This window comes from Rhizobium sp. RAF36 (assembly GCF_052114105.1).
GTDB lineage: Bacteria > Pseudomonadota > Alphaproteobacteria > Rhizobiales > Rhizobiaceae > Rhizobium.
The window spans coordinates 275,834-296,831 of sequence record NZ_JBFREC010000005.1; the positions used below are offsets into that span (position 1 = coordinate 275,834).

Here is a 20,998-nt window from a genome sequence, read left to right on the forward strand (position 1 = left end):
GACACTCAACACCCGCTCAGCCGGGAGGAACGACAATGAGCAGAGAACGCATCTACCTCTTCGACACGACGCTCCGGGACGGACAGCAGACCCCCGGGATCGACTTTTCGGTCGAGGACAAGATTGCGATCGCGGCGATGCTCGATGAATTCGGCCTCGATTATGTCGAGGGCGGCTATCCCGGCGCCAATCCGACCGACACGGCCTTTTTCAGCGAGAAGCGCACCAAGGACGCCCGTTTCGTCGCCTTCGGCATGACCAAGCGGCCGGGCATCTCGACCTCCAACGATCCGGGCCTCGCCACCCTGCTGCAGGCGAAGAGCGACGCGATCTGTTTCGTCGCCAAGAGCTGGGACTACCATGTGAAGGTGGCGCTCGGCTGTACCAACGAGGAAAATCTGGAATCGATCGCCGAAAGCGTCAAGGCGGCGGTTGCAGCCGGCAAGGAGGCGATGGTCGATTGCGAGCATTTCTTCGATGGCTACAAGGCCAATCCGGAATATGCCATCGCCTGCGCCAAGGCCGCCTACGAGGCCGGCGCGCGCTGGGTGGTGCTCTGCGACACCAATGGCGGAACGCAGCCGCCGGAGATCCGGGCGATCGTCGAGGCGCTGATTTCAGCCGGCGTTCCCGGCGACTGTCTCGGTATCCATGCCCATAATGACACCGGCCAGGCGGTCGCCAATTCGCTGGCCGCGGTCGAAGCGGGCGTGCGACAGATCCAGGGCACGCTGAACGGCATCGGCGAGCGCTGCGGCAACGCCAATCTGGTGACGCTGATCCCGACGCTGGCGCTGAAGGACACCTATGCGACGCGCTTCGAAACGGCCATCGACGAAGAGCGGCTGCTCGGTCTCACCCGCCTGTCGCATGCCTTCGACGAGCTCTTGAACCGCTCGCCCGATCACCAGATGCCCTATGTCGGCGCGTCAGCCTTCGCCACCAAGGCCGGCATTCATGCCTCGGCGCTGCTCAAGGATCCCCGCACCTACGAGCATGTGAAGCCGGAAAGTGTGGGCAATTTCCGCAAGATCATGGTCTCCGACCAGGGCGGCAAGGCGAATTTCATAAACGCCCTCAAGCGCCGCGGCATCGAGGTCGGCAAGGATGATCCGAAGCTCGACCTGCTGATCTCCATCGTCAAGGAGCGCGAGGCTTCCGGCTATGCCTATGAGGGCGCCGACGCCAGCTTCGAGCTGCTGGCCCGCCGCACGCTCGGCACCATCCCGGAATTCTTCGGCATCGATGGTTTCCGGGTGATGATCGAGCGCCGCTTCGACAGCCTCGGCCGCGTCAAGATCGTCTCCGAAGCGGTGGTGAAGATCACCATCGACGGCCAGACGCTGATGTCGGTCGCGGAAGCCGAAGGCCCAGTCAACGCACTCGACCTCGCGCTGCGCAAGGATTTCGGCAAGTACCAGCATGAGATCGACGACCTCGTGCTCGCCGACTTCAAGGTGCGTATCCTGAATGGCGGCACCGAGGCGATCACCCGCGTGCTGATCGAATCCATCGATTCCAGCGGCGTGCGCTGGTGGACGGTCGGGGTGTCCGAGAACATCATCGACGCCTCGTTCCAGGCGCTGATGGACTCGGTCATTTACAAGCTGATGAAGAACCGGCAGCTGGCAGGCAAGATCGCGGCGGAGTGAGAGTTTTGGTTTCTGGCAAATCAAAACTCCTTCACATCCATTCACGGAAATGAATTGGCCTATTCATGGCGGTTAGGTTAGAGCGGGTTCCATAACGATAAATTATGGAAACGCCCCCATGTCCGTCGATGCGACCGCGCCGATCATTAAGAACGAAGACAGCCCACGCGGCTTTGCCTTCGCGCTGACTGCCTATCTGCTGTGGGGGCTGCTGCCGATCTACATGAAGGCGCTGGCGCATATTTCGCCGGCCGAAGTCATCGCGCATCGTGTTCTCTGGTCGGTTCCGATCGCAGGCCTCGTGCTTCTTGTGCTCGGGCGCACGCAGGAAATCCGTGATGCGCTGCGCTCCCCGCGATTGATCGCCATGGCGACGCTGACCGCCGCTCTCATCACCGTCAACTGGGGCACCTATGTCTGGGCGATCGGCGCCGGGCATTCGCTGGATGCGGCGATGGGCTATTTCATCAATCCGCTGATCAGCATCTTCATGGGCTCGGTTCTGTTGAAGGAAAAGCTGCGGCCGCTGCAGATCGCGGCGATCGGCCTTGCTGCCATTGCCGTCGTCGTGCTCGCCTTCGATGGCGGCGGTCTGCCGTGGATCGCGCTGACGCTCGCCTTCAGCTGGGCCTTTTACGCCTTCTTCCGCAAGACGCTGCCGCTCGGCCCGAACCAGGGCTTTCTGCTCGAAGTGCTGATCCTCAGCGTCCCCGCGATCCTCTATATCCTCTACCTAGAGCTCGTGACCGGCGAAGGCCATTTCATCGAGACCGGCTGGAGCGATACCGCCCTTCTGCTCGGCTGCGGCCTTATCACTGCCGCACCGCTGATGATCTATGCCAATGGCGCCAAGCTGCTGAAGCTCTCCACCATTGGCATCATGCAGTATATCGCCCCAACGATGATCTTCCTGATCGCCATCTTCGCCTTCCACGAGCCGCTCGGCACGGCGCGGATGATCGCCTTCCCGCTGATCTGGGCGGGCTTGGTGCTCTACACAGTGTCGATGCTGAATGCGACGCGCGGGCGCTGAGGCGCCCGCTTACCATCACATTTTCGAAAGAACCTCGTCCTCGCCGCCACGATCGGCGGCGATTTCGGCGGCCTGCGCCATGATCGCCGGAACGATATCGGCGATATTGTCGATGACGAGCGGCTGGACGCGATGGGCCGTGTGGATGAAGCCCTCGTCAGTCATATGCTTCAGGAGCTCCATCATCGGATCCCAGAAGCCGTTGATATTGGCGAAAACCATCGGCTTTTCATGACGGGCGAGCTGCGCCCAGGTCATGATCTCGACGATCTCCTCCAGCGTGCCAATACCGCCCGGAAGCGCCACGAACGCATCGGAGCGCTCAAACATCATGTGTTTGCGCGCATGCATGTCAGGCGTTACAATCAGTTCGTTGAGCTGGCCGAGAGAATGGCGCGTCGCTTCCATGTCGATCAGGAATTCCGGGATGATCCCCGTCACCTGACCGCCCGCCGAAAGCACCCCGCTGGCAACCGCCCCCATGATGCCTTTGGTGCCGCCGCCGTAGATGAGCCTTAACCCATATTCGGCAATTTCCTTGCCGAGCGTGCGTCCGGCAGTCATGTATGCAGCGTCGCGTCCCGGCCTGGAGCCGCAATAGACGCAGATGGATTTTATCGAGTGTGATTGATCGGTCATTGGGCCAAACAACTATTCCGGGGCTGAGCAGTCAAGAAAAATGAGGCAAAACCTACGTCTTAAGCGTAGGTGACGGGCTTGGATGCTTGTGAAAAGCACAGGGAATCGCTAGCAATTTCTGATTACTACGGCACATTTGCCGCCTGGGGAGAATGAATGATGAGAAACCGCGCCGGCTTGCTGGCCCTCGCAGTGCTTGCAATTGCAATCCTTTTGATGGTCTTCGTGGTGATGCCCCGGATCGGCGGAGACGCGTCAAAAGTTGGTGATGCGATCAATCAGGCTGGCTCCGAAGTCAAGAATACGGTCGAAGAAGCCGGCAAGACGGCCCGTAACGCCGTTGCCGACGCTGCTGAAACCACCGGAAAGGTCGGCCGCCTGACGGCCGACGCCGGACAGTCTCTCACGGAACTTAAGGCGCTATTCGCCGACGGCAAGACCCCGGCTGCCGATGCGCTCACAGCCGCCAAGACCAAGGCGACCGGCGCGCTGCAGGCGATTGCCGATTTCGCCGCTCCTGAGGGTATCGACCTGGCAACCTCTGCCGTCATCACCAAGGCCAAGGACGGCGCTGCGAAGGCACTGGCGACGATCCAGGCGCTGCCTGAAAATGCTGCAGACGCGCTCGCCGCCCTCCTCAAGGCCGAAGCCGAACTGACGGGCGCTCCGGCGGCCCAGCCTGCCGCAACACAGCCCGCGGCCGACGCTACCGCCCAGCAGCCTGCAGCCGACGCGAATGCTCCGGCAACCGCGGCCCCTGCCGCCACCGATCAGGCCAATGCCGGCCCGAAGGTTCCCGCCTTCGACGTTCTGCGAGTCGAGCCGGATGGTTCGACCGTTATCGCCGGCTCCGCTGAGCCGAACGGCAAGCTTGAAGTCGTCGATGGCGACAAGGTGGTCACCACGACCGATGTCGGCCCTTCCGGCGACTTCGCAGCCGTGCTCGACAATCCGCTCGGCCCCGGCGATCACCAGCTGGTGCTGAAGGTCACCGGCAAGGACGGCAAGGTTCAGACCTCGGAAGAAGTCGCGACCGTTTCCGTGCCGAAGGATGGCAGCGGCGCCGAGCTGCTGGCCATGGTTTCCAAGCCGGGTGAAGCAAGCCGCATCATCACCGCTCCGAAGGCCGAGCAGCAGACCGCTGCGGCAACGCCTGCAGCAAACGGTGCAACACCCGCCCTGCCCGCAGCTTCCACCGATATCGCCAATACGGCACCGGCCGTTCCGGCAACACCGGCTGAAGTCATGGTCAATGCGGTCGAGATCGAAGGCAACAAGATCTTCGTTGCAGGCACGGCCAAGGCCAATGCCAACGTGCTCGCCTATGCCGACGACAAGCTGATCGGCAAGGCGAAGGCCGGTGGCGACGGCCACTTCGTCATCGACGGCGCCATGGATCTGGCAGTCGGCGACCACAAGATCCGCGTCGATGTCGTCGATGGTTCGGGCAAGGTTCTCGTGCGCGCCGCCGTCAACTTCAACCGTCCGGAAGGCGACCAGGTGACTGTCGCTGCGCAGACCACGGCGCCTGCCACGGGTGCTGCGACCACCGCACCGTCGATGGTGCCGCTCGAAGAGGGTGAACTGACCAAGCTGCGCATGGATGCCGGCAAGGCGTTCGCGCTGCTGAAGGGTCTGTTTGCCGATGCCAAGGTGCCGGGAGCCGAACAGCTCGCCGCCGCCCGCTCGGCAACCGAATTCGCGCTGCGCTCGATCTCCGAGTTCCGTCCGTCGGTGGATGCCGGCGCGCCGTTCAAGGAAACGGCAGCAAAGGCCTCGCAGTCGGCGGCATCCGCCTTGTCAACGCTGCAGGCCCTGCCCCGCGATGCGAAATCGGTCGGTGCAGCCCTCGAAAAGCTGTCGGCGATGATCGATACGCTGACCACCGTTCCGGCCGCGCCCGCAGCACCGGCTCCGGCGACAGCCGCCGCACCTGTTCCCGCCACCAACGAAGTGGCATCGGGCAACAGCAGTGAGCCGAAGACGATCGAACAGGCGCCGCTGACGACGAGCAACAACACCGTCATCATCCGCCGCGGCGATACGCTTTGGCAGATCTCGCGCCGAGTCTATGGCGCGGGCGTGCGCTACACGACGATCTACATGGCCAACGAGGATGAGATCAAAAACCCCGATCGCATCCTGCCCGGCCAGATCTTCGGCGTTCCCAAGGACGCGCTGCCGAATTCGGAAGAGCTGCACCGCAAGCTGAAGGCGGGCGAACACCTCTAAACAGTTCGAAAGATCTGCGACTATTGATAAAGGCCGGGCGAATATAGCGCCCGGCCTTTTCTCTTTGGCGGTTTGCCGTTGCATTCGCCGCCGTCAAATCCTATGTGGCGGGGGACGGCGAGACTGTCTGGCGGAGGCCCTCGAAAGGGCCGTTCCGCCTTTTGCAATTGCCGCTATCGAAACGATGCATTCGTGGTGAAAGCCCACCCCCGGGCTGGAGATGGGCATGGCAAACAAGACGGTTTCTGATTCCAACCTGCTGCGCACGCTGTTCAATCTCTGGCCCTATATGTGGCCGAACGAGCGGCCGGACCTGAAGATGCGCGTCGTCTGGGCGTCGGTCTACCTGCTGATCTCGAAATTCGTGCTGCTGCTGGTTCCCTACTTCTTCAAGTGGTCGACCGACGCGCTTAACGGCAAGACAGATCTCCACACCAGTCTTCCGCCGCTGCTGACCGGCGCGATCGCGCTAATCATCGCCTATAATCTGACGCGGCTGATCCAGCTGGCGCTCAACCAGCTGCGCGACGCGCTGTTTGCTAGTGTCGGCCAGTATGCGGTGCGCAAGCTCGCCTTCAAGACCTTCGTCCACATGCACGAGCTGTCGCTGCGCTTCCATCTGGAGCGCAAGACCGGCGGCCTGTCGCGCATCATCGAGCGCGGCACCAAGGGCATCGAAACGATCGTCCGTTTCACAATCCTGAACTCTGTGCCGACGGTCATCGAGTTCCTGCTGACCGCCTTCATCTTCTGGTGGGGCTACGGCTTCTCCTATCTCGCCGTCACCGCGTTTACCGTGTGGGCCTATATCTGGTTCACGATCCGCGCCAGCGACTGGCGCATCTCGATCCGCCGGTCGATGAACGACAGCGATACCGACGCCAATACCAAGGCGATCGATTCCCTCCTCAACTTCGAGACCGTCAAATATTTCGGCAACGAGGAGATGGAGGCCAAGCGCTTCGACAAATCGATGGAGAAATACGAGAAGGCGGCGACCGACGTCTGGACCTCGCTCGGCTGGCTGAACTTCGGCCAGGGCGTGATCTTCGGTCTCGGCACCACCGTCATGCTGGTTCTCTCGGGCCTTGCCGTGCAGCGCGGCGAACAGACCGTCGGCGACTTCGTGTTCGTCAACTCGATGCTGCTGCAGCTTGCCGTGCCGCTGAACTTCATCGGCTTCGTCTATCGCGAAATCCGCCAGGGCCTGACCGATATCGAGCAGATGTTCGATCTTCTCGAGGTCAAGGCCGAGGTGACGGATGCGCCGGATGCCAAGCCGCTTTCGATCGCGCAGGGTGCAATCAGCTTCAAGGACGTGCATTTCGCCTACGACGCGGCGCGGCCGATCCTGAAGGGCATTTCCTTCGATGTCCCGGCAGGCAAGACCGTCGCGGTCGTCGGTCCCTCGGGAGCCGGCAAGTCGACGCTGTCGCGCCTGCTCTACCGATTCTACGACATCCAGAGCGGGGCGATCACCGTCGATGGCCAGGATATCCGCGGCCTGACGCAGAAGAGCCTGCGCTCGGCGATCGGCATGGTGCCGCAGGATACCGTGCTCTTCAATGATACGGTCGCCTACAACATCCGCTATGGCCGTCCCGGCGCCAGTGACGCCGAGGTGAAGACTGCGGCCGAGATCGCGCAGATCGCCCATTTCATCGATCTTCTGCCCGAAGGTTTCGAGACCAAGGTCGGCGAACGCGGACTGAAGCTCTCGGGTGGCGAAAAGCAGCGCGTGGCGATCGCCCGCACCGTTTTGAAGGCGCCGCCGATCCTGATCCTCGACGAGGCGACGTCGGCGCTCGACACGACGACCGAAGGCGAGATCCAGACGGCACTCGACGCCGTCTCGAAGAACCGCACGACGCTGGTCATCGCCCACCGCCTGTCGACCGTCATCGGCGCCGACGAGATCATCGTCTTGAAGAGCGGCGAGATCGCCGAGCGGGGAACGCATGCGGCGCTGCTCGCCAAGGACGGTCTCTACGCCTCGATGTGGAACCGCCAGCGCGAGGCGACACAGGCCGAAGAACATCTGAAGCAGGTGCGCGAGAGCGACGATCTGGGCGTTGTCACGCGCCTTGCTCCAGCCACCTAACCACCTGAACAAAACGGCCGATCCGCCGTTTTGCTGTTTAGAACCCTTTCATGAAGGCCGCCGCAGCGGCCACGGCATTGCCCCGGCCGGAGTTTTTCTATAACCAGCGGTAACGAAAAAACCGAGGAGACCGGCGCATATGAGCCTGCTTGATACCGTTCGAAACACCATCGTTCCGGTCCATAAGGAAGGCTATCCCTTTGTCGCCGCCTTCTTCGTCGCATCGCTGCTGCTTGGCTGGCTTTTCAAGCCGCTGTTCTGGGTCGGCCTGATCCTGACGCTGTGGTGCGCCTACTTCTTCCGCGATCCCGAGCGCATGACGCCGCAAGACGACGATCTGGTCATCTCGCCTGCTGACGGCAAGGTGTCGTCGATCCAGATGGTGACGCCGCCGGCCGAGCTCAATCTCGGCAGCGAGCCGATGCTGCGCATCTCGGTGTTCATGAACGTCTTCAACTGCCATGTGAACCGTTCGCCGGTGCGTGGCCGCATCGTCAGCATCAATTACCGCTCCGGCAGCTTCGTGAATGCCGAACTCGACAAGGCCAGCGAAGACAACGAGCGCAACGGCCTGGTCATCGAAACGGCCCATGGCAATATCGGCGTCGTGCAGATCGCCGGTCTGGTCGCGCGGCGCATTCTCTGCTGGGCGAACACCAACGAGCCGCTGGCCGCTGGCGAGCGCTTCGGCCTGATCCGCTTCGGTTCGCGCCTCGACGTCTTCCTGCCTGCCGGTTCGGCGCCGCGTGTCGCGCTCGGCCAGACGGCGATTGCCGGTGAGACGGTGCTTGCCGAATTCGCCTCCGCCAAGGGTCCTGTCATCAGCCGCCGCAGCTAAGACGATCAGGAGCGCCACATGGAGACGCCTTTTCCGCCTTTCGAACCCAACGGCCCGAACGATTCAGCGCGCGGGCCGAGGCTGCGTGAAATTCCGCTCCGGCTGGTCGTTCCCAATCTCATCACCATCCTGGCGATCTGCGCCGGCCTGACCGGCATCCGTCTTGCCTTCGAAGGGCGCTACGAGCTTGCCGTGATGATGGTGTTGCTCGCCGCCTTCCTCGACGGCATCGACGGACGTATCGCCCGGCTGATGAAGGCGACGTCGAAATTCGGCGCGCAGATGGATTCGCTGGCCGACATCGTCAATTTCGGTGTTGCCCCTGCCCTCGTCGTTTATGTCTATGCACTCGATCAGGCGCGCTCGATCGGCTGGATCGCGGCACTGATCTATACGATCGCCGCCGGCCTGCGGCTTGCGCGTTTCAACGTCATGTCGGAGCGCGAAAACCGGGCGCCCTGGCAATCGGAATATTTCGTCGGCGTGCCGGCCCCTGCCGGCGCCATGTTGGTGCTGTTGCCCGTCTATCTCGGCTTCCTGGGGATGGAGAGCGACCGGCTGTTTGCCTATATCTCTTCGGCCTACACCGTGCTGATCGCCTTCCTGCTGATCAGCCGCCTGCCGGTCTGGTCCGGCAAGCAGGAGGGCAGCAAGCTGCGCCGCGATCTGGTGCTGCCGCTGATGCTCGGCGTCGTTCTCTATGTCGCGCTGCTGATGAGCTTTACCTGGGAAATCATGGTCTTCACCGTGGTGATCTACCTCATCTCCCTGCCCTTCGGCGCCCACCGCTGGAAGAAGAAATACGGCACGCTGACGATCGAGGAACCCGGTGTCGGCGAAGACGACATGGGCCGCCACATCTGAGATTTAATTAGCACGCTACCCAAGCGTGCTTTTCTGCATCAAGCCTCGCGCAAAGTTTTCGCCTTACACACTTCCTGATGATCGATGCCTCTCTTTTGTCGTTTTTCGCGACAAAAGAGCAAATCAGAACACATCCAGGGAACACGTAAGGAGAGTATCGTGACCTCGAAGAAAACTGGTGCAGCGGAACAGCCGGCCAAGCAGGATCTCAGCACCCACTACTGCCCGCTCGGCCTGAAAGCCGTACTGGCAGCAGCACTGATGCTGAAGAAGCCTGCCCTCATCAAGAAGCCTGCTTAAGCAGCGAGGAAGCGCCAGAGCAGGCTGATTGCCAGCAGGCTCATGACGACGCCGATGATGACGTCGAGAACCCGCCAGGCGGCGGGTTTTGCAAAGACCGGCTGCAGCAGCCGCGCTCCATATCCCAGACCAAAGAACCAGACGAAAGACGCGATTGCGGCTCCCGCGCCGTATGCGATCCGGTCCTGCCCCTGATAGGCGGCCGACAGGCTGCCCAGCAGCACCACCGTATCCAGATAGACATGCGGATTGAGGAAGGTGAAGGCGAGGCAGGTGGCGACCGCCGCCTTCAGCCCCAGCGCCTGCGGCGATCCTGCCTGCATGGCGCCCGGATGCAGCGCCCGGCGGAAGGCCATGAAGGCGTAGGAGCCGAGGAAGACGGCGCCGCCGAGCGTGACCACCGAAATCAGCACCGGCGATTGCGACACCAGCGTGCCCAGACCGCCAACACCGGCGGCGATGAGCAGCGCATCCGACAGCGCGCAGATCAGGCAGAGGATGAAGACATGCGAGCGCAACAGCCCCTGGCGAAGAATGAAGGCATTCTGCGCGCCGATAGCGATAATCAGGGATGCGCCGAGGAAGAAGCCCGAAAGGGCAGCCGAAATCGAGATCATATTATGGTCCGGGAAATGAGAGAATTTTGGATCAGAAGAAGCTGAGCTGCCCGTCGCTGGGCTTTGCGGCAACAGGCTTCGGGGGCTTTTCGAGGACGACAGGCGTCTGCAGGTCCTCACCCATGTTCGAAACCTTGTTGACCTTGTCGGACACCGGGATCGCTTCGAAGAAGTCGTCTTCGACCGGCCTCATCAGATCGGCAACCTCGCGCGGCTCCTGCGTCTTGCAATCCAGCCAGCGGGAGAAGTCCTCAGGCTTGATGACGACAGGCATCCGGTCGTGGATCGGCGCGATGGCCGAGTTGGCTGCGGTCGTGAGAATCGCGCCGGTATCGACTTCCGATCCGTCGGCGGATGCCCAGGTTTCCATCAGTCCGGCAAAGGCGACGATGCCGCCATGCTTCGGCTTGATCCAGTAAGCCTGCGATTTCTCGCCGCTTTCCTTGGATGGACGGTGCCATTCGTAGAAGCCCGATGCCGGAACCAGAACGCGGCGATGGCGCATGGCGGCGCGGAACGACGCCTTGCCGATTGCGGTCTCCGAACGCGCATTGATCAGCAGCGGAAACTGCTTGGGATCCTTGACCCAGGAGGGCGTGAAGCCCCAGCGCACGAGGACGGCGCGGCGATCCGGCTGGTTGCTGCCCTTCTCCGGCGTCTCGCCCGAAACGACGACGAGGATCGGCTGTGTCGGGGCGATATTGTAGCGCGCCGGAAAGTCCTCCAGCTCGACCACTCCCAGCAGGTCCTGCAGCTCTTCCGGGGTCAATGTCAGGGCATAGCGTCCGCACATGAGATTGTCTTTGCACCCCGTCAGGCGACGGTCAAGGGTCGGTTGCGTCAGCTGCGCGGCGCAAAGAGGATGATCGCCGTGCCCGCCAGGCAGACCGCCGCGCCGCCGATATCCCAGCGATCGGGCACCCGGTTTTCGGCCAGCCAGAGCCAGAGGATCGATGCGGCGATATAGATGCCGCCATAAGCCGCGAAGGTGCGCCCGGCCGCCTCGCTCGGCACCAGGGTCAGCAGCCAGGCAAACAGCGCCAGCGACACCATGCCGGGCGCCAGCCACCAGGCGGACCTGCCCATTTTCAGCCAGGCCCAGAAGGCAAAGCAGCCGGCGATCTCGAAGAGGGCAGCAAAGGCATAGATCAGGTAGGTCAGCGGTCTTTCCTTCGAATCGAACGTCCGGTACTCAGGCTGATATCCACGTTCGGCGATCGGAACATGGTGCGCAACCTTGAAAGCAGCTGGGACATGACAGAGACGGCATCGACGGCCAGGGCGGCATCCTCTGCCATTCTCGAGCGTGACGGCAGGTTTCTGCTGGTGCTGCGCCGCAATCCCCCCTCTGCCGACATGTACGCCTTCCCCGGCGGCCGGGCGGAACCGGGAGAGACGCCGGATCAGACGGCGCTTCGCGAGTTCCACGAGGAAACCGGCATTGCAGCCCGCAATCCGAAGCTGTTTTCCGAGTATGATCTGAAGACCCACGCCCCCGACGGCAGTATCAGCAGCCATTTCTATCTTTCGGTCTTCACGGTGGAGGCAGATGCCGACGCGGTCGCGGAAGCTGCCGACGATGCCGCAGCGATCGGCTGGTACAGTCTCGACGAGATCCGGCGCCTGCCGGTTCCGCAATCGGTGCTCGAATGCGTGGAACGGCTGGCGCTTCGACAATAACCGCGTGGAAACATGGCGCGGCGCCTTGTTCCCGACATCGCTTGCGTATCAACTATCAGCATGATTCCCGTACGACGCGTTTTCTTGTCTCTGTTCTTGTGCGCCGGTGCGGCCATGTCCGCACCTGTGTGGGCTCAGGGCAAGAAGGCACCGCCTGCGGTTCCCGAGGCGCCGCCGCCCCCACCGGCTACTGTGCCCTATGACGACAAGCTGTTGCGCTTTGCCGAAGTGATCGGTTCGGTGCATTATCTGCGAACGCTGTGCAAGGCCCCGGGCGGGGACGAATGGCGCGATGAGATGCAGCAACTGCTTGATTCTGAAGCGAAAGACGAGCCTCAGCGCAAGGAAAGACTGACCGCGGCCTTCAACCGTGGATACCGTGCCTTCGCCTCCGTCTATACCGATTGCACGGCATCCGCGATCGTGGCAGAAGAGCGCTACCGTAACGAAGGTGCAACACTGGCCACAGAAATTACTTCGCGTTTTGGAAATTGACGTTTAATTAACCTGTTTTCACTCCCGCGCGTGTCGTTTTGGGAAAAGGCTGATAGAGTTGTTAACCAGGCAGTAAGGCATGCAGTTCGAGGAAAAGAAAATGGAACCAAGCCTCAACGACATCGACGACATGATCGTCCACGAAAAGATGCAGGCGGCTTTGGAGTACCACAACGAGGCTTGGGCTGACGGCATGGCCGACGGCATCGAGCCCGAAATCATTGCCGACACCGCCATCATCCATGCCCTGCGCGAGACGATTCGCCTCCACGGCGAGAACAACGCGGAAGCCTTGCTCGATTCGCTGCGCGAACGGATGCTTGCTGGTGAGTTTTCTCCCAACCGCAGACTGCAGTAGAATTAGAGAGCCCGATGCAAACCGGTAAGGACAAGGCCCCGCGGCGGCTGATGGCGCCGCTTCTCGTTGCTTTATGCGTCGGTGCCGGTGTTTTGCCAGCGCCGGTGGCGCATGCGCTTTCTGAGCTGCACAAGGTTCCAGGGCAGCCCGACCCGCAGGCGACCGATCAGAAAAACAGCCAGCAACAACAGCAAACGCAGACCCCGCCGGCAACGGCGCCGGGCGTGCCGATGCCGGATCCGCTTGTTAACAAGGACAATGCCGGCAAGAGCACAGACAAGACGCCAGGCGCCACCGACGACGCCAAGCCTGTCGAGGTGATCTACGACATCAACAAGGCGCCGGAGCCGGTGCGCAAAATGCGCCAGCAGATCGTCGAGGCGGCGGCTTCCGGCGATCTGGAGCGGCTGCGCCCGCTGATGGGCACCGGCGCGCAGCAGACGCAGGTGACCGTCGGCGAGCCGACGGACGACCCGATTGGAACGCTGAAGGATCTCTCCGGCGACCCTGATGGCGACGAGATCCTCGCCATCATGCTCGACGTCATCTCCACTGGCTTCGTACATGTGGGCGCCGGAACGGCCGACGAAGCCTATGTCTGGCCCTATTTCGCCGAGAAGGACCTGAAGGCGCTGACGCCGCCCGAGCGTGTCGAGCTGTTGCGCATCGTCACCGCCGGCGATCTCTCCGACATGCAGGAATTCGGCGGCTACAATTTCTACCGCCTGGGCATCACGCCTGACGGCAAGTGGAAGTTCTTCACCGCAGGCGATTGATCGCAAGCCCTCCCCCGCCGCTTGCAGCGGCGGCGCGGAAGACTTAACTCTGAGCGACAACGAACGCGACAGGTCTCGCCATGCCATCCGTCTTTCTCCCGCACCGCGCGCTTTTCCGCATCGGCGGCGCGGATGCCGAATCCTTTCTGCAGAACCTGATCACCACCGATATCGTCTCGATGGTGCCAAACGAGGCGCGCCCCGGCGCGCTGCTGACGCCGCAGGGCAAGATTCTGTTCGACTTCATGATCTGGCGCGACGGCACTGATTTCATCATCGAGACCGATCGCGATCAGCATGATGCGCTGGTGAAGCGGCTGACAATGTACAAGCTGCGCGCCGCCGTGACGCTTTCGTCCATCGAGGCCGACGGTGTGACCGTTTCCTGGGATGATGCAACCGCTGACGGCGCGGCCGACAGCCGGTTTGCCAAGGCTGGCATCACGCTGCACCGCCGCGAGGGCAAGCATGGCGCGGATGACGCCTTGCTCTACGACGCCCTGCGGGCCGCACATGGCATCGTCACTTCAGGCCCCGATTACGCGCTGCAGGATATCTTCCCGCATGACGCGCTGATGGACCTCAATGGCGGCCTGTCATTCAAGAAGGGCTGCTATGTCGGCCAGGAAGTGGTTTCCCGCATGCAGCACCGCGGCACCGCGCGCCGGCGTGTTGTGACCGTCACTGCAACGGGCGCACTTCCGGCGCCGGGCACGGAAATCACGGCTGGCGGCAAGCCTGTCGGCACACTCGGCACCGTCAGCGGCCAGACCGGCCTTGCCATCGTCCGTATCGATCGCGCCGGTGAGGCCATGGCTGCAGGCACGGTGCTGATGGCAGGCGATACCGCGGTGTCGTTGACGCTGCCCGCCTGGACCGGCCTTACCTTCCCATCCGCCTCCGACGAGGCCAGCGCGTGACAAAGCCGCCCCGTGCCTGGCAACGCATGCTCTCCGGCAGGCGTCTCGATCTGCTCGACCCGTCGCCGCTGGATGTCGAACTCAGCGACATCGCACATGGCCTTGCGCGCGTTGCACGGTGGAATGGCCAGACCTCGGGTAATCATGCATTTTCGGTGGCGCAGCACAGTCTTGCCGTCGAGGATATCTTTCGCCGCCTCAATACGGCGAGCCCCGACGACTGCCTGTTGGCCCTGCTGCACGATGCGCCGGAATATGTGATCGGCGACATGATCTCGCCGTTCAAATCCGTCGTCGGCGGTGGCTACAAGACGGTGGAGAAGCGGCTGGAAGCCGCCGTTCATCTGCGCTTCGGCCTGCCGCCGCACCCCTCGCGCGAGCTGAAGGACAAGATCAAGAAGGCCGACACGATCGCCGCCTATTTCGAGGCCACCTGCCTGGCAGGCTTCACACCAGCCGAAGCGCAAAAATTCTTCGGCCAGCCGCGCGGGATTACCCGCGAGATGTTACCGATGGAGCCGCTTCCGGCGGTCGAGGCGCAGCGGCTGTTCTGCGAACGGTTCGAGGCGATCGAAGCTCTCCGGAGCGCCAGGCCGTGACGCCCCATATCGTCGTTTCACCACTGCTGCGGATCGCCGAGATGGCGGTGCGCCACGGCTCCCGCGAGATGGTCAGCCTGATGGCCAAGGAACAGGCCTTTCACCGGCCGGGCGTCATCGCCGCCGACCGCCATCTGCTGCTGCACATGAACGACATCGCCTTCAAGGGCACCGGCAATCTCGTTGCGCCCGATGAGGCCCATGTGCAGAAGATCATCGATTTCGCTGCCGGCTGGGATGACAGCGCCCCGCTGCTTGTCCATTGCTGGATGGGCGTCTCGCGCTCACCTGCCGCAGCACTCGTTGCCGCCCTTGCGCGGGTGCCCGATCAGGACGACCGGGAGCTTGCGCAAAGGCTGCGCACCGCCTCGCCCCATGCGACGCCGAACACCCGAATCATCGAGATCGGCGACGGCCTGCTGAAGCGCGATGGCAGGCTGATTGCCGCCGTTCGCGCCATCGGCCGCGGCGCCGATGCCGACGGCAACGCGCCTTTCGTGCTGTCCATCGCTCCCGATAAAACTGGTTGACGCCCCGGTACCCTGCCCCATCTAGCGAAGGGCAATGGAAATTCGAGGTATGACAGCAGGCATGGAACAGGCAACAGACGTCATCGTCGCAACGCGCACGGCGCTCAGCCAGGCAAGCGCACTCGCAGTTCAATATTCCTTTTCGATTCTCGGCGCGATCATTCTGCTGATCGTCGGCTGGGCGATGGCGAGCTTTCTCAGCCGCTGGGCCTATGAGGGGATTTCCCGCGTTCGCGGCATCGACGAAACGCTGGCGCGCTTCTTCACCAATGTGCTGCGCTATGCGCTGCTGATCCTCGTCTTCATCACCGTGCTCGGCCAGTTCGGCGTGCAGACGGCCTCGATCATCGCCACACTCGGCGCTGCCGGTCTGGCCATCGGGCTGGCGCTGCAAGGCACGCTACAGAATATCGCCGCGGGGATCATGCTGTTGATCCTCAGGCCGTTCCGGGTGGGTGAGTATATAGAAACCAGCAGCATCTCCGGAACAGTCCGTGAGATCGGCCTGTTTGCGACGGAGTTCAAGACCGGCGACGGTCTCTACAGGCTGGCGCCGAATTCCATTCTCTGGAACACGCCGATCACCAATTACAGCCGCGAACCGACGCGCCAGAACGAGGTGAAGGTCGCGGTCGCCTATGCCGACGACCTGGATGCGGCGATGGAGCGGCTGGTGTCTCTGGCAAAGCAGGATCCGCGTGTGCTGAAATCGCCTGCACCCAGCGCTTTCGTCGATACGATCGGTGGCGCGACGATCAGCGTGACGCTGCGCTACTGGGCGAAGACCGGCGACTGGTGGCTGCTCAGCCGCGATATGGTGAAGCGGATCAAGCTCAGCTTCGACGAAGGCGGTCATCTGCTGCCGGTGACCGCGGCCAATGGCAACACGCTTCCCGAAGCCGCTCCTGTCGAAGAGAAGACAACAGGTCCGACCAGACGCGCAGCGGCCAAGAACCAGCCGTCCAGGCCATAGCGCGAACGGAACGTTTTGACTCGCTGCCGGTTAATCTCTCAAGGAGATTGATCGATGCCACTGCCGAACTACCGCGATACATTTTTGCAAAGCCTGCAGACGCTCAAGGGGCTGACCGGCGATTCCGGCGAGTATGTGCGGTTTCGCTGGCAGGCGATCTATCTGACGCGCGGCCAATTCTCCTATTTCTTCCGTGGGGCGCTCGATGGCACCAGCGCCGGGTTTTCGGGCCAGCAGATCGACCTTGTCAGCGGCGAGGTCAGCGTCATCCCGGCGCAATCGGTCGGCCTCTATGGCGCGACCTTCGGGCTCAACGAGGCAATCACCGCCTATAGCGGGCCGCAGAAATCGGTCATCGAAGTCGCCCATGCCTTCACCGAGGCGAGCGAGATGGATTACCACCCGGAATTCTTCTACGTCAGGATGAACCTGCTGCACACGGCCAACGACAGCAAGATGGGCTTCGCCCGCGACCCGCGGCTCAGGGAAAACACCAACCTGATCTTCGTCGGGCTGGAAGATCAGATGACGTCGGAGCTGCTGGAGGAAAGCGACATCGCCCGCTGGGTGGCGCAGGAAAAGCCGATGGCATCGGCCGATTGGTATGCGGAGCGGTATTATTATGGGTGAGTTTCCCGCATTCCTGTGCTCGTCACAGGAATGCGGGACGGTTATTTAATCACCCCACACGCCAGCCTCTCGCCCGCATCGCCCGACGGCTGGCTGCGATAGTCATCCGAATTTGCGTGGATCATCAGCGCCCGACCGCGTATGCCGTCCTTCTTGCCATCCAGCGTCACCATGCTGTCGAAGACCTGGGCGCGGAGGATGCCGTCCTGACCGACATACTGGTTCGGCATGTCGCCGGCATGCGGACCCTTTGCCGCCAGGAAGCCGTGTTCGGCATCTGTCGGGTTGAAATGCTTGCCGGCCGATTCGTGATGGGTGGCGGCGTCGCATTTGCCGGTTTCGTGGACGTGGAAGGCGACCCATTTATTGGCGGGCAGACCGGAGACCTCGACTTCGAGCATCACGCCGCCATTGGCGGCCGCGGTGAGCGTTGCCCGGCCGCTCTCCTTGCCTTTGCCGTCGACGAAATTGGCGGTCGCGGTCTGCTTGTCCTGCGCATTGGCGGCGAAGGCCGGAACTGCGAACGTCAGCGCAGCAATGACGATGGTCGTTTTCATGAGGGTTTCCTTCCGCTTGGCTGTCGTTGTCCAACGCCTCACTGCCGAAGGGGTTCCGGCAAAAACAAAAGCCGGCCAAATGGCCGGCTTCGTGAATACGGTCTGCGTTCGCCTCAGGAGGCGATATCGAGATCGTATTGGCCGTAGGTGCTGCGATAGAGATCGGGCGAACCATCATCATTGGATGCCGCGAAGGTCATATCGGTACCGGTCGTACGCATGCCCATCATCAGGGCAAGAACATTGTCGGTTGCTGTCGAGCGCGGCTCATGCTTCGGCTCTTCACTCAGTTCAGCGAGAATACCAGGCTTCTCGTCAGCTGCACGTTCGCCACGGCTCAAAACGCCGTCGCCATTCGTGTCGAGCCGGGAAAGCGTTGCCAAATAGGCATATGCCGTGTCTGAAACAGATGCAACTTGGGCCATACAAACCTCCGTCCACCGCCTTAATTCTTCGGTGCTGTCTGTACGCAATACAAATGGGGAAAATCGAACTGGTCCGGGGATACCCCGAATAGTGAGTCGGGTCAACAAGCTGTTAACTTCCCATTAAGGAAGGTTGACAAAGCGTTCAAAGGTGATCCCGGCTCCGGGTTTTCCACGGCTTCGCCCCTCATGCGAAAGGCGCATTGCAACTCTCTGCCCGAAGCCCTATTCCGGGCCTCCATACCAACGATTGCGGTGACGAGAATGCATCAGGCCGAAGCCTTTGCCCCCTTCGAGAGCCTTGCGGCTGAGCTTATTCCATTTGCCACCGAGGGCGACGACGGTTCGCATGATCTGGCGCATGTGCTGCGCGTCTTCAAGAACGCCATGCGCATCCAGAAGATCGAAGGCGGCGATGCGCGCATTCTGGCCGCTGCCGTGCTGCTGCATGATTGCGTTGCCGTCGAGAAGAGCTCACCGCTCCGCTCCAAGGCCTCGGCGCTCGCGGCACAGAAGGCATCCGGGATCCTGCAGAAGCTTGGCTGGACGGCAGAGGATATCGCAGCCGTTTCGCATGCGATCACCGCACACAGCTTCTCCGCCAATGTGACGCCCGAGACGCTGGAAGCGAAGATGCTGCAGGATGCCGACCGGCTCGACGCGATCGGCGCTGTCGGCGCTGCCCGCTGTTTCTACATCGCCGGGCGCATGGTCTCCGGGCTCTACGACCCCTTCGACCCCGGCGCCAAGGAACGCCCGCTCGACGACAAGCGCTATGCAATCGACCACTTCCAGACCAAACTGTTCAAACTGGCCGACGGCTTCCAGACGGGAGCCGGACGCGAACTGGCGGCGGAACGCGACAAGCGGTTGCGCGATTTCCTCGCCGACTTCATGGACGAAATCTAGGCTTCAGGAGACAGCATGCAGGTCAGCGATCTCTTCATCTACCCGCTCAAGAGCGCCAGGGGCATTGCGCTTGCCTCTTCTGCGATCGACGCATTCGGCCTGCCGGGCGACCGGCGGGCGATGATCACGGACGCTGACGGACAATGCATCACCCAGCGCGAACTGCAGGATCTGGCGCGCATCGACGTCCGTCCGGAAGCCGCAGCGTTCCGTCTGCTTATGGATGGCAAGGGCGAGATCGCGGTTCCGCCGCCGCAACCGGACAGGCGGATGGATGTCGTCATCTGGAAGACACCTGTGAATGCCGCCGTTGCCGATGACGGGAGCAACAGCCGGCTGTCAGAATGGCTGGGGCGCGAGGTCAAGCTGGTGTTCTTCGATGCCGCCGCCGAGCGAATTGCCAGCCCGGAATGGGCCGGACCGGACACGCCGGTGACCTTTGCCGACGGCTATCAGATCCTGGTGACGACGACGGGATCGCTGAAGGCGCTGAATGCCGATCTAGCCAGCCATGCGGAAGGTGAAATCGGCATGGAACGTTTCCGCCCGAACATCGTCATCGACATCGACGAACCCTGGCCCGAAGACCGCTGGGCGGCGATCGAGATCGCCGGCATCCGGCTCGATCTCGTCAAGCCCTGCGCCCGCTGCATCATGACGACCCAGGACCAGATCACCGGCTCGCGCGACGTGCCGAACCCGATGCCGGCGATGGGCCGTGTGCGCATGTCGGCGGACCGGCGCGTACCGGGGCCGCTGTTCGGCTGGAACGCGACGCCACGGGGCACCGGCACGATCGCCATCGGCGACACCGTAAGGGTGATCGAGGAACGGCCGGAAGGCTGGGCCTTCAAGGTGCGCAACCGCGCCTAGAGGCCGGAGAGCGCATCGTCGATCCTGCTCATCACATCTGATGGCAACGGACCCTTCGCCAGGGCGCCGGCATTTTCCTCGACCTGGGCGACCGTCCGGAAACCGGGGATCGGCAGGGTGCGGGGCGAGCGGGCCCAGAGCCAGGCGAGCGCGCCCTGCGTCAGCGTCCTGCCGCCATCGGTCAGGAGATTTCTAACGGCGTCGAGACGGGCGGCGAATTCGGGGGCGATCTTTCCGTCCTTGAAATAGATCATCCAGTCGAGGCTTGCGCCGCGGACATCCTTTTCGCCGACAGTCTTGCCCGGCGTGAACTTGCCGCTGAGCAGCCCCATGGCCAGCGGGCCGCGGTTGATCGAGATCAGGCCGTTCTTCTCGATGAGGGCGATCATCTCCGGCACCGGCTCGAAGACGTTCATCGTATGCTGCACGGAGACGAAGCCGTTGCGATCGAGATGGCGGGCCGCCCGGTCCGGATAGTCGGTGCTCCAGCCGAAAGCGTCGATCTTGCCCTCGGCCTTCAGGGTCTCAAGCGTCCCGAAGACCTCGTCTGAGGCTTCGAGCGGAAAGTCGTTCAGATGGAACTGCAGCAGATCCAGCCGCTCGCGGCGCAGCCGACGCAGCGAGGTTTGCGCCGATTGCCGGATGAAGGCCGGGTCGGCAAAGGCGCCGGTCGCCTGCTTGGTCTTTTCGTCGGTTGCATGGCCGAACTTGGTGGCGATGACGATATCGTCGCGATTGCCGATGGCACGGCCGACCACCTCCTCGGAATGCCCTGCCCCGTAATTCGAGGCGGTATCGAAAAAGCGGATGCCGAGATCGACCGCACGGTTGATGGCGCGGATCGATTCGCCGTCGTCCACCTCGCCCCAGCCGAGCGGGACATCGCCCGCATAGAACGGCCCGCCGATCGCCCAGCAGCCCATGCCGAGGCGCGGGATCTCGCGGCCGTTCCAGAGGGTGATCGCCGTCGTGTTGTCAGGTTTGGTCAGCATGTCCT

General features: G+C 62.4%; 24 protein-coding genes and 1 pseudogene. 18 read left to right on the plus strand and 7 right to left on the minus strand.

Going from position 1 to position 20,998, the window contains the following annotated elements:
- Positions 1-35: 35 nt before the first annotated feature.
- Together cimA and rarD are read left to right on the plus strand one after the other, a co-directional pair.
- Positions 36-1,652, plus strand: a complete 1,617-nt coding sequence (cimA, locus tag AB4Z25_RS19405) for a citramalate synthase (RefSeq protein ID WP_112537544.1) — start codon at positions 36-38, stop codon at positions 1,650-1,652.
- Between the two features lie 118 nt (positions 1,653-1,770).
- Positions 1,771-2,685, plus strand: a complete 915-nt coding sequence (gene rarD, locus AB4Z25_RS19410) for an EamA family transporter RarD (protein ID WP_112390838.1) — start codon at positions 1,771-1,773, stop codon at positions 2,683-2,685.
- A 15-nt stretch (positions 2,686-2,700) separates the two neighbouring features.
- On the opposite strand, the gene AB4Z25_RS19415 is transcribed toward rarD, so the two are convergent.
- Positions 2,701-3,324 (minus strand): TIGR00730 family Rossman fold protein, encoded by a 624-nt coding sequence (locus tag AB4Z25_RS19415; RefSeq protein WP_112390837.1) that lies wholly within the window; start codon positions 3,322-3,324, stop codon positions 2,701-2,703.
- 156 nt (positions 3,325-3,480) lie between these two features.
- Here AB4Z25_RS19415 and AB4Z25_RS19420 point away from each other — a divergent pair, with 156 nt between their 5' ends.
- The 5 genes and pseudogenes from AB4Z25_RS19420 (at position 3,481) to AB4Z25_RS19440 (ending at position 9,659) form a co-directional block, all read left to right on the plus strand.
- On the plus strand, positions 3,481-5,556 hold the full coding sequence (locus AB4Z25_RS19420) for a LysM peptidoglycan-binding domain-containing protein (RefSeq protein WP_112537545.1): 2,076 nt from the start codon (positions 3,481-3,483) through the stop codon (positions 5,554-5,556).
- A gap of 226 nt (positions 5,557-5,782) precedes the next feature.
- On the plus strand, positions 5,783-7,657 hold the full coding sequence (locus AB4Z25_RS19425; RefSeq protein WP_112537546.1) for an ABCB family ABC transporter ATP-binding protein/permease: 1,875 nt from the start codon (positions 5,783-5,785) through the stop codon (positions 7,655-7,657).
- Positions 7,658-7,793: 136 nt separating this feature from the next.
- Positions 7,794-8,495, plus strand: a pseudogene (locus AB4Z25_RS19430) (phosphatidylserine decarboxylase); the annotation flags it as partial.
- An 18-nt stretch (positions 8,496-8,513) separates the two neighbouring features.
- Entirely contained in the window at positions 8,514-9,359 is an 846-nt protein-coding gene (gene pssA, locus AB4Z25_RS19435; RefSeq protein WP_112517094.1) for a CDP-diacylglycerol--serine O-phosphatidyltransferase, read from the plus strand.
- Positions 9,360-9,518: 159 nt separating this feature from the next.
- Entirely contained in the window at positions 9,519-9,659 is a 141-nt protein-coding gene (locus tag AB4Z25_RS19440; protein ID WP_442208832.1) for a hypothetical protein, read from the plus strand.
- Here the strand turns inward: AB4Z25_RS19440 and AB4Z25_RS19445 are convergent.
- From AB4Z25_RS19445 to AB4Z25_RS19455, 3 genes are read right to left on the minus strand one after another with little or no spacing between them, the layout of a single operon-like run.
- Positions 9,656-10,276, minus strand: coding sequence for a LysE/ArgO family amino acid transporter (locus AB4Z25_RS19445; RefSeq protein WP_112537548.1), 621 nt, complete (start codon positions 10,274-10,276; stop codon positions 9,656-9,658). The two genes, AB4Z25_RS19440 and AB4Z25_RS19445, sit on opposite strands and share 4 nt — an antisense overlap.
- Before the next feature lie 31 nt (positions 10,277-10,307).
- Positions 10,308-11,069 (minus strand): SOS response-associated peptidase, encoded by a 762-nt coding sequence (locus AB4Z25_RS19450; protein ID WP_112537549.1) that lies wholly within the window; start codon positions 11,067-11,069, stop codon positions 10,308-10,310.
- Positions 11,070-11,116: 47 nt separating this feature from the next.
- A complete protein-coding gene (locus AB4Z25_RS19455; protein ID WP_112537592.1) occupies positions 11,117-11,437 on the minus strand; it encodes a YnfA family protein in 321 nt (106 codons plus the stop codon).
- Between the two features lie 63 nt (positions 11,438-11,500).
- On the opposite strand from AB4Z25_RS19455, the gene AB4Z25_RS19460 reads away from it, so the two are divergent.
- From AB4Z25_RS19460 to AB4Z25_RS19500, 9 genes are all read left to right on the plus strand, one after another.
- Positions 11,501-11,956 (plus strand): NUDIX hydrolase, encoded by a 456-nt coding sequence (locus tag AB4Z25_RS19460; protein ID WP_442208833.1) that lies wholly within the window; start codon positions 11,501-11,503, stop codon positions 11,954-11,956.
- A gap of 36 nt (positions 11,957-11,992) precedes the next feature.
- Positions 11,993-12,451, plus strand: coding sequence for a TIGR02301 family protein (locus tag AB4Z25_RS19465; RefSeq protein WP_442208859.1), 459 nt, complete (start codon positions 11,993-11,995; stop codon positions 12,449-12,451).
- Between the two features lie 100 nt (positions 12,452-12,551).
- Positions 12,552-12,809 (plus strand): hypothetical protein, encoded by a 258-nt coding sequence (locus AB4Z25_RS19470; protein ID WP_112390884.1) that lies wholly within the window; start codon positions 12,552-12,554, stop codon positions 12,807-12,809.
- Between the two features lie 14 nt (positions 12,810-12,823).
- Positions 12,824-13,585, plus strand: coding sequence for a hypothetical protein (locus tag AB4Z25_RS19475; protein ID WP_112517098.1), 762 nt, complete (start codon positions 12,824-12,826; stop codon positions 13,583-13,585).
- Between the two features lie 80 nt (positions 13,586-13,665).
- Positions 13,666-14,505, plus strand: a complete 840-nt coding sequence (gene ygfZ, locus AB4Z25_RS19480; protein ID WP_112537550.1) for a CAF17-like 4Fe-4S cluster assembly/insertion protein YgfZ — start codon at positions 13,666-13,668, stop codon at positions 14,503-14,505.
- A gap of 26 nt (positions 14,506-14,531) precedes the next feature.
- Entirely contained in the window at positions 14,532-15,104 is a 573-nt protein-coding gene (locus AB4Z25_RS19485; RefSeq protein WP_112537551.1) for an HD domain-containing protein, read from the plus strand.
- A 41-nt stretch (positions 15,105-15,145) separates the two neighbouring features.
- Entirely contained in the window at positions 15,146-15,634 is a 489-nt protein-coding gene (locus AB4Z25_RS19490) for a tyrosine phosphatase family protein (RefSeq protein ID WP_112537595.1), read from the plus strand.
- A gap of 49 nt (positions 15,635-15,683) precedes the next feature.
- Positions 15,684-16,607, plus strand: a complete 924-nt coding sequence (locus AB4Z25_RS19495; RefSeq protein ID WP_442208834.1) for a mechanosensitive ion channel family protein — start codon at positions 15,684-15,686, stop codon at positions 16,605-16,607.
- Between the two features lie 54 nt (positions 16,608-16,661).
- A complete protein-coding gene (locus AB4Z25_RS19500; RefSeq protein ID WP_112517102.1) occupies positions 16,662-17,237 on the plus strand; it encodes a hypothetical protein in 576 nt (191 codons plus the stop codon).
- Positions 17,238-17,278: 41 nt separating this feature from the next.
- Here the strand turns inward: AB4Z25_RS19500 and AB4Z25_RS19505 are convergent, their stop codons facing one another.
- Positions 17,279-17,794 carry a superoxide dismutase family protein gene (locus AB4Z25_RS19505; protein ID WP_112537553.1) on the minus strand — a complete coding sequence of 172 codons (516 nt, stop codon included), beginning with the start codon at positions 17,792-17,794 and terminating at the stop codon, positions 17,279-17,281.
- Between the two features lie 113 nt (positions 17,795-17,907).
- Complete coding sequence (locus AB4Z25_RS19510; protein WP_112537554.1) at positions 17,908-18,219, minus strand: hypothetical protein; 312 nt, start codon at positions 18,217-18,219, stop codon at positions 17,908-17,910.
- A 264-nt stretch (positions 18,220-18,483) separates the two neighbouring features.
- Here AB4Z25_RS19510 and AB4Z25_RS19515 point away from each other — a divergent pair, with 264 nt between their 5' ends.
- Both AB4Z25_RS19515 and AB4Z25_RS19520 read left to right on the plus strand, forming a co-directional pair.
- On the plus strand, positions 18,484-19,128 hold the full coding sequence (locus AB4Z25_RS19515; RefSeq protein WP_112537555.1) for an HD domain-containing protein: 645 nt from the start codon (positions 18,484-18,486) through the stop codon (positions 19,126-19,128).
- Positions 19,129-19,143: 15 nt separating this feature from the next.
- A complete protein-coding gene (locus tag AB4Z25_RS19520) occupies positions 19,144-20,001 on the plus strand; it encodes an MOSC domain-containing protein (RefSeq protein WP_112537556.1) in 858 nt (285 codons plus the stop codon).
- On the opposite strand, the gene AB4Z25_RS19525 is transcribed toward AB4Z25_RS19520, so the two are convergent.
- Positions 19,998-20,993, minus strand: coding sequence for an aldo/keto reductase (locus tag AB4Z25_RS19525; RefSeq protein WP_112537557.1), 996 nt, complete (start codon positions 20,991-20,993; stop codon positions 19,998-20,000). The two genes, AB4Z25_RS19520 and AB4Z25_RS19525, sit on opposite strands and share 4 nt — an antisense overlap.
- Between the last annotated feature and the right edge of the window lie 5 nt (positions 20,994-20,998).

What these genes read in the sequence shown, in the direction of transcription:
- cimA (WP_112537544.1), top strand. Translation starts at nt 36, where the DNA reads ATGAGCAGAGAACGCATCTACCTCTTCGACACGACGCTCCGGGACGGA.
- rarD (WP_112390838.1), top strand. Translation starts at nt 1,771, where the DNA reads ATGTCCGTCGATGCGACCGCGCCGATCATTAAGAACGAAGACAGCCCA.
- AB4Z25_RS19415 (WP_112390837.1), bottom strand. Translation starts at nt 3,324, where the DNA reads ATGACCGATCAATCACACTCGATAAAATCCATCTGCGTCTATTGCGGC.
- AB4Z25_RS19420 (WP_112537545.1), top strand. Translation starts at nt 3,481, where the DNA reads ATGATGAGAAACCGCGCCGGCTTGCTGGCCCTCGCAGTGCTTGCAATT.
- AB4Z25_RS19425 (WP_112537546.1), top strand. Translation starts at nt 5,783, where the DNA reads ATGGCAAACAAGACGGTTTCTGATTCCAACCTGCTGCGCACGCTGTTC.
- pssA (WP_112517094.1), top strand. Translation starts at nt 8,514, where the DNA reads ATGGAGACGCCTTTTCCGCCTTTCGAACCCAACGGCCCGAACGATTCA.
- AB4Z25_RS19445 (WP_112537548.1), bottom strand. Translation starts at nt 10,276, where the DNA reads ATGATCTCGATTTCGGCTGCCCTTTCGGGCTTCTTCCTCGGCGCATCC.
- AB4Z25_RS19450 (WP_112537549.1), bottom strand. Translation starts at nt 11,069, where the DNA reads ATGTGCGGACGCTATGCCCTGACATTGACCCCGGAAGAGCTGCAGGAC.
- AB4Z25_RS19460 (WP_442208833.1), top strand. Translation starts at nt 11,501, where the DNA reads ATGGTGCGCAACCTTGAAAGCAGCTGGGACATGACAGAGACGGCATCG.
- AB4Z25_RS19470 (WP_112390884.1), top strand. Translation starts at nt 12,552, where the DNA reads ATGGAACCAAGCCTCAACGACATCGACGACATGATCGTCCACGAAAAG.
- AB4Z25_RS19475 (WP_112517098.1), top strand. Translation starts at nt 12,824, where the DNA reads ATGCAAACCGGTAAGGACAAGGCCCCGCGGCGGCTGATGGCGCCGCTT.
- ygfZ (WP_112537550.1), top strand. Translation starts at nt 13,666, where the DNA reads ATGCCATCCGTCTTTCTCCCGCACCGCGCGCTTTTCCGCATCGGCGGC.
- AB4Z25_RS19485 (WP_112537551.1), top strand. Translation starts at nt 14,532, where the DNA reads ATGCTCTCCGGCAGGCGTCTCGATCTGCTCGACCCGTCGCCGCTGGAT.
- AB4Z25_RS19490 (WP_112537595.1), top strand. Translation starts at nt 15,146, where the DNA reads ATGGCGGTGCGCCACGGCTCCCGCGAGATGGTCAGCCTGATGGCCAAG.
- AB4Z25_RS19495 (WP_442208834.1), top strand. Translation starts at nt 15,684, where the DNA reads ATGACAGCAGGCATGGAACAGGCAACAGACGTCATCGTCGCAACGCGC.
- AB4Z25_RS19500 (WP_112517102.1), top strand. Translation starts at nt 16,662, where the DNA reads ATGCCACTGCCGAACTACCGCGATACATTTTTGCAAAGCCTGCAGACG.
- AB4Z25_RS19505 (WP_112537553.1), bottom strand. Translation starts at nt 17,794, where the DNA reads ATGAAAACGACCATCGTCATTGCTGCGCTGACGTTCGCAGTTCCGGCC.
- AB4Z25_RS19510 (WP_112537554.1), bottom strand. Translation starts at nt 18,219, where the DNA reads ATGGCCCAAGTTGCATCTGTTTCAGACACGGCATATGCCTATTTGGCA.
- AB4Z25_RS19515 (WP_112537555.1), top strand. Translation starts at nt 18,484, where the DNA reads ATGCATCAGGCCGAAGCCTTTGCCCCCTTCGAGAGCCTTGCGGCTGAG.
- AB4Z25_RS19520 (WP_112537556.1), top strand. Translation starts at nt 19,144, where the DNA reads ATGCAGGTCAGCGATCTCTTCATCTACCCGCTCAAGAGCGCCAGGGGC.
- AB4Z25_RS19525 (WP_112537557.1), bottom strand. Translation starts at nt 20,993, where the DNA reads ATGCTGACCAAACCTGACAACACGACGGCGATCACCCTCTGGAACGGC.